Source organism: Oryzihumus sp. (assembly GCF_036391795.1).
GTDB lineage: Bacteria > Actinomycetota > Actinomycetes > Actinomycetales > Dermatophilaceae > Oryzihumus.
The window spans coordinates 1-10,346 of sequence record NZ_DASVZH010000267.1; the positions used below are offsets into that span (position 1 = coordinate 1).

7 protein-coding genes, 1 tRNA gene and 1 pseudogene are annotated in these 10,346 nt (G+C 71.5%); 7 read left to right on the forward strand and 2 right to left on the reverse strand.

Annotation, left to right across the window (positions count from 1 at the left end):
• Window positions 1-16 precede the first annotated feature (16 nt).
• The 3 genes and pseudogenes from fdh to nrfD all read left to right on the forward strand — a co-directional run.
• Window positions 17-2,815, forward strand: a pseudogene (gene fdh, locus VF825_RS16365) (formate dehydrogenase); the annotation flags it as partial.
• Window positions 2,815-3,780 (forward strand): 4Fe-4S dicluster domain-containing protein, encoded by a 966-nt coding sequence (locus VF825_RS16370; protein WP_331115282.1) that lies wholly within the window; start codon window positions 2,815-2,817, stop codon window positions 3,778-3,780. The pseudogene fdh and the gene VF825_RS16370, both read left to right, overlap by 1 nt.
• On the forward strand, window positions 3,777-4,832 hold the full coding sequence (gene nrfD, locus VF825_RS16375; protein ID WP_331115284.1) for an NrfD/PsrC family molybdoenzyme membrane anchor subunit: 1,056 nt from the start codon (window positions 3,777-3,779) through the stop codon (window positions 4,830-4,832). Before VF825_RS16370 ends, nrfD begins: the two co-directional genes overlap by 4 nt.
• Before the next feature lie 164 nt (window positions 4,833-4,996).
• Here nrfD and selD read toward each other — a convergent pair whose 3' ends face one another.
• On the reverse strand, window positions 4,997-5,989 hold the full coding sequence (gene selD / locus VF825_RS16380) for a selenide, water dikinase SelD (protein ID WP_331115286.1): 993 nt from the start codon (window positions 5,987-5,989) through the stop codon (window positions 4,997-4,999).
• A gap of 73 nt (window positions 5,990-6,062) precedes the next feature.
• On the opposite strand from selD, the gene VF825_RS16385 reads away from it, so the two are divergent.
• Window positions 6,063-7,568 (forward strand): CYTH and CHAD domain-containing protein, encoded by a 1,506-nt coding sequence (locus VF825_RS16385; RefSeq protein WP_331115289.1) that lies wholly within the window; start codon window positions 6,063-6,065, stop codon window positions 7,566-7,568.
• Window positions 7,569-7,585: 17 nt separating this feature from the next.
• Here VF825_RS16385 and VF825_RS16390 read toward each other — a convergent pair whose 3' ends face one another.
• A complete protein-coding gene (locus tag VF825_RS16390; RefSeq protein WP_331115290.1) occupies window positions 7,586-7,804 on the reverse strand; it encodes a hypothetical protein in 219 nt (72 codons plus the stop codon).
• A gap of 142 nt (window positions 7,805-7,946) precedes the next feature.
• Between VF825_RS16390 and VF825_RS16395 the strand changes: the two genes are divergently transcribed.
• The 3 genes from VF825_RS16395 (at window position 7,947) to VF825_RS16405 (ending at window position 10,024) form a co-directional block, all read left to right on the forward strand.
• Window positions 7,947-8,042: transfer RNA gene (locus VF825_RS16395), tRNA-Sec, on the forward strand.
• A 321-nt stretch (window positions 8,043-8,363) separates the two neighbouring features.
• Window positions 8,364-8,750: a YciI family protein gene (locus VF825_RS16400; protein WP_331115292.1), complete on the forward strand. Its 387-nt coding sequence runs from the start codon at window positions 8,364-8,366 to the stop codon at window positions 8,748-8,750.
• Window positions 8,751-8,755: 5 nt separating this feature from the next.
• Window positions 8,756-10,024, forward strand: coding sequence for an RNA polymerase sigma factor (locus tag VF825_RS16405; RefSeq protein WP_331115294.1), 1,269 nt, complete (start codon window positions 8,756-8,758; stop codon window positions 10,022-10,024).
• The last annotated feature ends 322 nt before the right edge of the window (window positions 10,025-10,346 follow it).

The window sequence follows — 10,346 nt, forward strand, 5'->3', positions numbered from 1 at the left end:
CCAGGCGCGCATATGACACAGCGCCACCGTCCCCAGTCTGGGGGCCTCGTTCGGTCGCGGCGGCGCCACGACGTTCCAGCAGGACCTGCAGAACTCTGACTGCATCGTCATCCAGGGCTCGAACATGGCCGAGTGCCACCCCGTCGGGTTCCAGTGGGTGATGGAGGCCAAGGCGCGTGGCGCCAAGGTCATCCACATCGACCCGCGGTTCACCCGCACCTCGGCGGTGGCCGACAGCCACGTCCCGCTGCGCGCCGGCAGCGACATCGTGTTCCTGGGCGGGATCGTCAACTACATCCTGAGCAACGAGAAGTACTTCCACGACTACGTCGTCGCCTACACCAACGCCGCGACGATCCTGCGGGAGGACTTCCAGGACACCGAGGACCTCGACGGCGTCTTCTCCGGCTACGACTCGGAGACCGGCACCTACGACACCGAGACGTGGGGCTACGAGGGCGCGGCCGAGTACGCCGCCGCCGGCAACGCGAGGGAGCCCGCTCAGGAGGAGGAGGGCGAGGCGCAGGGGCCCAGCCATGCCACCGGCACCGAGCACGAGGGCTCGCAGGCCTCGCGCGCCGCCGGCCACGAGATGGGCGGCCACGGCGCCAGCCTGGAGCACGGCCGGGTTCACCGTGACGAGACGCTGCAGCACCCGCGGTGCGTCTTCCAGGTGCTCAAGCGGCACTACGCGCGATACACCCCCGAGATGGTCCAGGACGTGTGCGGCGTCCCGCCTGAGCTGTTCCTCGAGGTGTGCGAGGCGGTCACCGCCAACAGCGGCCGCGACCGCACCACCTGCTGGGTCTACTCGGTGGGCTGGACGCACCACTCCGTGGGAGTGCAGTACATCCGGGGTGCGGCGATCATCCAGCTGCTGCTGGGCAACATGGGCCGTCCCGGCGGCGGCATCCTCGCGCTGCGGGGCCACGCCAGCATCCAGGGCTCGACCGACATCCCGACGCTGTTCAACATCCTGCCGGGCTACCTGCCGATGCCCAAGGCCGACGAGCACCCGGGCCTCGACGGCTACCTGCAGGCCACGTTCAGCAAGGAGCAGAAGGGGTTCTGGGCCGACGCCGACGCCTACATGGTCAGCCTGCTCAAGGCGTACTGGGGGGAGGCGGCCACTGCCGAGAACGACTTCTGCTTCGACTACCTCCCGCGGCTGACCGGCGACCACGGCACCTACCAGACCGTGATGGACATGCTCGAGGACAAGGTCGAGGGCTACATGCTGCTCGGCCAGAACCCCGCGGTCGGCTCGGCGCACGGGCGCATGCAGCGGCTGGCGATGGCCCACCTGAAGTGGCTGGTGGTGCGCGACCTGGCGATGATCGACTCGGCGACGTTCTGGAAGGACAGCCCCGAGATCGAGACCGGCGAGCTGCGCACCGAGGACATCGCCACCGAGGTGTTCTTCTTCCCCGCCGCCGCGCACGTGGAGAAGGACGGGTCGTTCACGCAGACCCAGCGCATGCTGCAGTGGCACCACAAGGCGGTCGAGCCCCCGGGCGACGCACGCAGCGAGCTGCACTTCTTCTTCCACCTCGGCCGCAAGATCCGCGAGCGCCTGGCCGACTCCACGCTCGAGCGCGACCGCCCGCTGCGCGACCTCGTCTGGGACTACCCCGTCAACGACCGGGGCGAGCCGTCGGCCGAGGCGGTGCTCCGGGAGATCAACGGCGTCCACCTCGACGGGGACAAGGCCGGACAGCCGCTGTCGAGCTACACCGAGATGAAGGCTGACGGCTCGACCACCGGTGGCTGCTGGATCTACACCGGCGTCTACGCCGACGGCGTCAACCAGGCCGCCCGGCGCAAGCCCGGTCAGGAGCAGTCCTGGGTGGCCCCCGAGTGGGGCTGGGCGTGGCCGTCCAACCGGCGCATCATCTACAACCGCGCCTCGGCCGACCCCGAGGGCAAGCCGTGGAGCGAGCGCAAGGCCTACGTCTGGTGGGACGCCGACGCCGGGAAGTGGACCGGTCACGACGTCCCCGACTTCCAGGTCGACAAGGCCCCGTCATACCGCCCCCCGGAGGGGACAGGAGGGCCGGACGGGCTGGCCGGCGACGACCCGTTCATCATGCAGGCCGACGGCAAGGGCTGGCTCTACGCCCCCACCGGGCTGCTCGATGGCCCCCTCCCGGCGCACTACGAGCCGCAGGAGTCGCCGGTGAGCAACCCGCTGTACTCCCAGCAGTCGAGCCCGACGCGGCAGGTGTTCAAACGCAAGGACAACCCTCAGAACCCATCAGGCCCGGAGGCCGGGGCGGAGGTCTTCCCCTACGTGTTCACGACCTACCGTCTCACCGAGCACCACACCGCCGGCGGCATGAGCCGGTGGCTGCCCTACCTGTCCGAGCTGCAGCCGGAGTTCTTCTGCGAGGTCTCCCCCGAGCTCGCCCGGGAGCGGCGCCTGGAGCACCTCGGCTGGGCCACCATCGTCACCGCCCGCACGGCGATCGAGGCACGCGTCCTGGTCACCGACCGGATCGCCCCGCTCACGGTCGGCGGGCGCACCATCCACCAGATCGGCCTGCCCTATCACTGGGGCGTCGGTGGCGACGCAGTGGTCAGCGGTGACTCGGCCAACGACCTGTTCGGCGTGACGCTGGACCCCAACGTCCACATCCAGGAGACCAAGGTGGCCTCCTGCGACATCCAGCCCGGCCGGCGGCCGACCGGCCCGGCGTTGCTGCAGCTGGTCGCGAGCTACCGCAGCCGGGCCGGCATCACGATCGAGACCGGCAACACCCAGCGCACGCCGCGCCAGCCGACGGCGCACGGTGTCCATGAGGGAGACGACGACTGATGAGCAACCGGCTCCACGGCCCGCTCGACCCGGCCCCCGACGCCGGCTGGGAGCAGGCGCCGCCACGCAAGGGCTTCTTCACGGACACGACCGTGTGCATCGGCTGCAAGGCGTGCGAGGTCGCCTGCAAGGAGTGGAACGCCATCCCGATGGACGGCGACCTCGACCTTCTCGGCTCTTCCTATGACAACACCGGCGCGCTCGGGGCCAGCACGTGGCGCCACGTCGCCTTCATCGAGCAGCCCAAGCCGCTGGGGCACCAGGAGCCCGGCCTGCTGCGCGAGCGCAGCAGCGTCGACCTCGGTATGCCGTCCGTGCGGCCGGCGGTGGACGGCGACGCGGCCGAGGGTGCGGAGTCCGCAGACGGCGCCGGGCGCATGGACTTCCGCTGGTTGATGTCCTCGGACGTGTGCAAGCACTGCACCCACGCCGCCTGCCTCGACGTGTGCCCGACCGGCTCGCTGTTCCGCACCGAGTTCGGCACGGTGGTGGTGCAGGACGACATCTGCAACGGCTGCGGCTACTGCGTGCCGGCGTGCCCCTTCGGGGTCATCGAGCGACGCAAGGGTGACGCCGGGACCAGGAACGTGGGCATCGCCCAGAAGTGCACGCTCTGCTATGACCGCATCGGCGTGGGCGACATGCCGGCCTGCGCCAAGGCCTGCCCCACCGAGTCGATCCAGTACGGCGACCTCGACGAGCTGCGGGAGCGGGCGCAGACCCGGGTCGAGACGCTGCACGAGCAGGGCGTCGCCGACGCCCGGCTCTACGGCGAGGACCCCGAGGACGGCATCGGTGGTGCCGGGGCGATGTTCCTGCTGCTCGACGAGCCCGAGGTCTACGGCCTGCCGCCGGACCCGGTGGTCACCACCCGCGACCTGCCGGAGATGTGGCGCAAGGCTGGGCTCGCGGCGGGCGCCCTGCTCGCCGGCGCCGTCCTGTCCTTCCTGGGCGGTCGCTCATGAGCCCGGGTGTGGACCGTCAGGGTCCGCTGGACCAGGCCCCCGGGCGTGACGCGGTGCCGGGCACCCGGGCCGGGCGGGCTCGCGGCCGGGGCGGTCGCGGCGGTGAGCGCCGGATGGTGCCCGAGGCCACGTTCACCTCCTACTACGGACGCCCCGTCGTCAAGCCCTCACCGTGGGAAGCCGACATCCCGGCCTACCTGTTCCTCGGCGGGCTCGCGGCCGGTTCCTCGCTGCTGGGCGCCGGCGCCGACCTGACCGGACGTCCGGCGCTGCGGCGGGCGGGCCGGATCGGGGCGCTGGTCGGCATCATCCTCAGCTTCGCCGCCCTGGTGCACGACCTGGGCAAGCCGTCGCGCTTCGTCAACATGCTCCGCGTGGCCAAGCCGACGTCGCCGATGTCGGTGGGCACCTGGGTCTTGTCGGCCTACGGCCCCATGGCCGGTCTGGCCGGCGTGTCCGAGCTCAGCGGACTGCTCCCCCATCGTCTGCGCTGGGCGGCAACGGTGCTCGGCGCCACCGGGCGTCCGGCCGGGCTGGTCGCCGGCGTCGTGGCGCCGGCCGTCGCGTCCTACACGGCCGTGCTGCTGACCGACACGGCGACGCCGTCGTGGCACGAGGCGCACCGAGAGCTGCCGTTCGTGTTCGTCGGCTCCGCGGCCAGCGCCTCCGGCGGGCTGGGCATGCTGGCCTCGCCCCCGGCCCAGGCCGGTCCGGCCCGTCGGCTGGCCATCGGCGGCGCCGCGCTGGAGCTGGTCGCCGCCCAGCGGATGGAGCAGTCGATGGGCCTGACCGCCGAGCCACTGCACGCCGGCCGCGCCGGACAGCTCCTGCGCGCCAGCAAGGCGCTCACCGCCGCCGGGGCGGTCGGCACGGCCCTGTTCGCCGGACGCAGCCGGCTCGCGGCTGCCCTGTCCGGTGCGGCACTGCTCGCCGGCTCGGCCTGCACGCGGTTCGGCATCTTCGAGGCCGGGCAGGCCTCGGCGTTGGACCCGCGCTACACCGTGGTTCCCCAGCGCGAGCGTCTCGACGCCCGCCGCCGCGACCAGCCCTGAGCCCCCGAGCCCCCACCTCCCGGCGGCGCCCCGCTCCTCCTGCCGACCCGCACTTCCATCGAGAGGGACGTTTCTGGGGCTTCAGGTGACCTGAAAGCCCGAGGAACGTCCCTCTCGGCGCGTGTCCTGGCGCCGGTGCGTCGCCTACGCTGGCGCGTGGCCGGTCAGCGGACCGTCAGCACGTGCTCGCCGGCCGGGACCACCTCGCCGACGACGGGCGCGCCCGGCACCTCCCCGACGACCAGGAGGCCACCGCTCGTCTGGGCGTCGGCCAGCAGCAGCAGCTCGTCCTCGGACACCGTGGCGGACAGGTGCGGCCGCACCCAGTCCAGGTTGCGCCGGGTGCCGCCACTGACGAAGCCGTCACGCAGCGCCTCACGGGCCCCTTCGAGGTAGGGCACCGCGGCCGCGTCGACGACGGCGCTGACACCCGAGGCCCGCGCCATGGTGAACAGGTGGCCGAGCAGCCCGAAGCCGGTGACGTCCGTGGCGGCCCGCACCCCCGCGGCGAGGGCGGCCCGCGAGGCCTCGGCGTTGAGGGTGGTCATCGCGGCCACAGCGTGGGGAAACACCTCGCCCGTCGCCTTGTGCCGGTTGTTGAGGACCCCGACCCCGAGCGGCTTGGTGAGGCTGAGCGGCATACCCGCTTGTGCTGCGTCGTTGCGCATCAACCGCTCGGGGTCGGCGACCCCGGTGACGGCCATGCCGTACTTCGGCTCCGGGTCGTCGATGCTGTGGCCTCCCGCGACGTGGCACCCGGCCAGGCGGCCGACGTCCGCCCCTCCGCGCAGGACCTCGGCGAGCAGCTCCGCCGGCAGCACCTCGCGCGGCCAGCCGACGAGGTTGACGGCGACGACCGGGCGGCCGCCCATCGCGTAGACGTCGGACAGCGCGTTGGTGGCCGCGATCCGGCCGAAGTCGTAGGCGTCGTCGACGACCGGCGTGAAGAAGTCGGCGGTGACGACGACGGCGACTCCGGCCTCGATGCGCACCACGGCTGCGTCGTCGCCGCTCTCGAGGCCGACGACCAGGTCCGGGTGGGCCGGCCCGGCCAGTCCGCGCACGACCGACTCGAGCTCACCGGGAGGGATCTTGCAGGCACAGCCGCCGCCGCGGGCGTACTGCGTCAGGCGGGTCACTGAGCTCACACTGGTCATGCCCCGACTCAACCACGACCCATCAGCGTCGGCGAGGCGTCTGGCCTTGCCGGTTCCGGGGTACTGCTCAGTCATGGTGCAGGACAACCTGGAGATCGAGCGCAAGTACGACGTCGGCGAGTCCACGGCGGTGCCTCCTGTCGAGGCGCTCACGGGCCTGCCCGGTGTCGTCGGTGTGGAGTCCCCCGAGCCGTGGACGCTGCACGCCACCTACTACGACACCCCGGGCCTCGCGCTCGCCACCCAGGGGGTGACGCTGCGCCGCCGGTCCGGCGGTGAGGACCCGGGGTGGACGCTGAAGCTGCCCGTTGGCGAGTCGGCCAGGCAGGAGCTGACCGCCCCCCTCGGCCCCGAGGGCGAGCCGGTGCCCGAGGAGCTGCTGCAGCCCGTGCGGGTCCACGTCCGACGAGAACCGGTGGTGCCGGTGGTGGAGCTGCGCACCGAGCGCCGGGCGCGACGCCTGGTGGGCCCCGACCACGAGGTCCTCGCCACGGTCACCGACGACCAGGTCACCGCGCGGCCGCGCACCCGCGGGCTGCGCCGCTCCTCATGGCGCGAGTGGGAGGTCGAGCTCGGCGACGGTGGCCGCGACGGCCTGCTCGAGGCCGCAGAGGAGGTGCTCGTCGCCGCCGGCGCCACTGCCTCGTCGAGCAGCTCCAAGCTCGCCCGCGCGCTCGGCAACCGCCCGGCACCCCTCCTGCACGTGCCCGAGCCGCGGCGCCAGGACCCGGCCGGTCACCTCCTGCGGTATGCCGTTCACGTCCACCTCACGCACCTGAAGGAACAGGACCAGCGACTGCGTCGCGGCCTGGACGACTCGGTGCACCAGCTCCGGATCGCAGCCCGTCGGGTGCGCGCTGCCCTGACGAGCTACCGGGAGGAGCTCGACGGTGACCTGCGCCGGTTCGTGAGGGACGAGCTGCGCTGGCTCGGCAGGGAGCTGGGCGGGGCGCGGGATGCGCAGGTCATGCGAGAGCGCCTCGACCGGCACCTCGAGGTGCTGCCGCCGGACCTGGTCCGGGGGCCGGTCCGCGACAGGGTCCGGCACGAGCTGCAGGAGCAGCACGCCGAGGGGTGCGCGCAGGCGATGCAGGCCCTGGACAGCGGCCGCTACTTCGCCCTGCTTGACCACCTGGACCAGCTCGTCGCGGACCTGCCCGGTGACGGCGTCGCAGCGGAACAGACTGCGAGAGAGGCTGCGGCCGCCGCGGTCGAGCGGGAGCGCAGGCGGGTGCGGAAGGCGGCGAAGGCGGTTCGCCGGGCGGACGCACCGCCCGAGACGGACCTGGCGTTGCACGAGCTGCGCAAGGCGACCAAGCGGCTGCGCTACGCCGCCGAGTCGGCCCGTCCGGTGACCGGAAAGTCGATGCGGCGCTATGCGAAGGCCGTCAAGGCCGTCCAGGACCGGCTCGGCGAGCACCAGGACAGCGTCGTGGCACGCGCGACGCTGGTCGAGCTGAGCGAGCAGGCCCGCAGGCACGGGGAGGACGGGTTCACCTACGGGGTCCTCCATGCCGGGGAGCGGGAGCAGGCGGCCCCGCCCAGGAGGCTGCGACAGCATGCCCGCAGCCTCCTGTGAACGGAACGGTGCCGGCGTCAGCCGCCTTGGCCGGTCGGATCGGGCTCCTCGGACTCATCCTGGCCCGACGCGCCCTGGCCAGGCCACGGCGGCGCCTCTGTCGACGCCTCCTGCAGCGCGGTCTGCAGCTCGGCATCCTCAGCGATCTGCTCGCGGGCGTCGTCGACCGCGCTCAGCCGGTCGGCCCCTTCGGGCTGACCCTCCTGCCCGCGTGCCGGTGTGCTCTCGTCGCTCATCTGCGCTCTCCCGTCGTCGGGTCGTGGACCTCGTGACCGTACCCGGCGGACGGCGACCACACACCTGTTCCGCCCCGGTCGCCCCGGGCCGCATGACCTGCTTGACTGGCCACCTCGTCCTCCGGCCCTGCCGGTGCGCGAGGGAGGCGTGAAGGTGCCTGGTGGCCCTCCCGGTCTTCAAAACCGGTGTGACCCGGCATCCGGGTCAGGCGGGTTCGATTCCCGTCCGCCTCCGCCACGCCAGAGGTGTTCGCGAAATAACCGCTCTCGGGTTCGCGAAAATCAGTGAGCGTTTGGTCTTGCCGTCCTCGGCGCCAACTGAGCCCCCTCGGCGACGAAGGTCGGAGGGGGTCAGGGGCCCGACCTGATCTGCCGATGTCCGGATGTGCCGATGGGCGGGGTGAACTGCAGTGGACGCTCATAGAGTGCTCGGCCGTGTCGAGGCGTTTCGGGATGCATCTGATCCATGTCCGTAGTCGTTGTCGAGTTCTGCGCCCCGGTTCCGACGTTCGGGTATGAAGGTGGCCGATCGGCCGCCGCCAGTAGAAGGAGAGCCCCAATGAAGTACGTCATTCTGATCCACTCCAACCCGCAGCCGTGGGGTCACCCGACGAGCGCCCACACCAGCGAGTATCAGGCGTTGCCGGCCCAGCAGCAGGCGGATCTCGGGGCTCGGTGGGAGAAGGTGTTCGGCGACGCCGATGCCAAGGGCGAGATCATCTACGGGTGCGCGCTGGGCGACCCGACATCCTCGCGGGTGTTCCACTTCCAGGGCGAGCCGCTTCCAATCGACGGTCCCTACGCCGAGAGCAAGGAGCACCTGGCCGGCTTCTTCGTGATCGAGGTGGAATCCCAGGAGCGCGCCGAGGAGCTCGCCGCTGCATTCTCGTGCCCGGGTGACACGGTCGAGCTCCGACCGACGATGCGACCGGGCTGCGAGTCCTGACTCCTGTGCCCACCGAGATCGAGGACGTGTGGCGCCGCGAGGCGCCACACGTCCTCGCGGCGCTGCTGCGACGCGGATCCGTCCTGGAGGACTGCGAGGACGCAGCTCAGGAGGCGTTGCTCGCCGCCGCCGAGCAGTGGCCCCGTGACGGCGTGCCACAGAACCCGCGCGGATGGTTGATCCGGGTCGCCTCCCGCCGCCTGATCGACGCCCACAGGGCGAACGCCGCCCGCACCAACCGGGAGGTCCACGAGGAGACGTCGAGGGCCGTGCTGTGGAGCGAGCGCACCGTGGATCACGACGACTCCCTCCAGATGCTCGTGCTGTGCTGCCACCCCAGCCTCAGCACCCCCTCGGCCGTCGCACTCACGCTGCGAGCAGTCGCCGGATTGACCACCCGAGAGATCGCGGCAGGGCTTCTGGTGCCCGAGACCACGGCCGCCCAGCGGATCAGCCGTGCCAAGGCCACCCTTCGCGCACAAGGTGCCCGCTTCGGCACCGTCGAGGCAGCAGAACTGCCCCAACGCCTGCACGCTGTCCGACACGTGCTGCACCTGATCTTCACCACCGGAGCCGCTCCACCTTCCGGCGGTGCGGTCATCAACCATGACTTGGTCACCGAGGCCATACGGCTCACCGGACGGCTGCACCGGGCGCTGCCTCGCGACCCCGAGACCATGGGACTGCTCGCCCTGATGCTGCTGGTGCAAGCGCGCGCCGCGGCGCGCACGCGAGACGGGATCCTGATCCCCCTGGCCGAGCAGGACCGGGAGGCGTGGGACCAGGAGAAGATCGCGCGCGGGGTCTCCCTGCTCGAGGTAGCGCTCCCGAACGGCCCGGTCGGACCCTTCCAGCTTCAGGCCGCAATCGCGGCCGTGCACGCCACGGCCGCAACGCTCCAAGCCACTGACTGGACGCAGATCCACGAGCTCTACCGGATGCTGCTCACCGTGGCACCCAGTCCCGCCGCTGAGCTCGGGGCTGCCATCGCCCTCAGTGAGCTGGACGGACCCGCTGCCGGGCTGGAGGCGCTACGGCCCCTCCTGACAGCACGCCCGCGAGACCACCGCATCCTCGCCGCTGTGGCGCACCTGCTTGACGCACTGGAAAGCCCGGAAGCCGCGGACGCCTATCACCGGGCGACCACACTCACCGATTCCATCCCCGAACAGCGCTACCTCAACGCCAAAGCCCAACAGGCTCGAAACCGACCACTGCCACACCCAAGCCATGCGAGCGTTCATGCCGCGGAGAATGCGCGGAACTGCCGATGAGCGGGAGATGCTCCTGCGTCCAACAACGGCAGAGTTTGTGCAGCAGACCCGTGATCACCATTGCCCCCTCCGTCGAGGCCGTGAATGCCAAAATGCACCTATGTCGAGCTCATCGCGGAGCAGCGCGTGGTCCCGAAGCAGTCGTAGACGGCGCTTGGTCATCGTCTTGGTGGCCGTAGTCGGCTTGGCGCTGAGCTTGATCTTCCTGTCCATGGACAAGATGCCTCTGGCAGGGGTGACCCTTGGCGTGGCGGGGTTGGTTCTGGGCGGCCTTAGTCTGTCAACGCCCCTATGAAGCCGACGCAACTTCCGCATCTGCCGC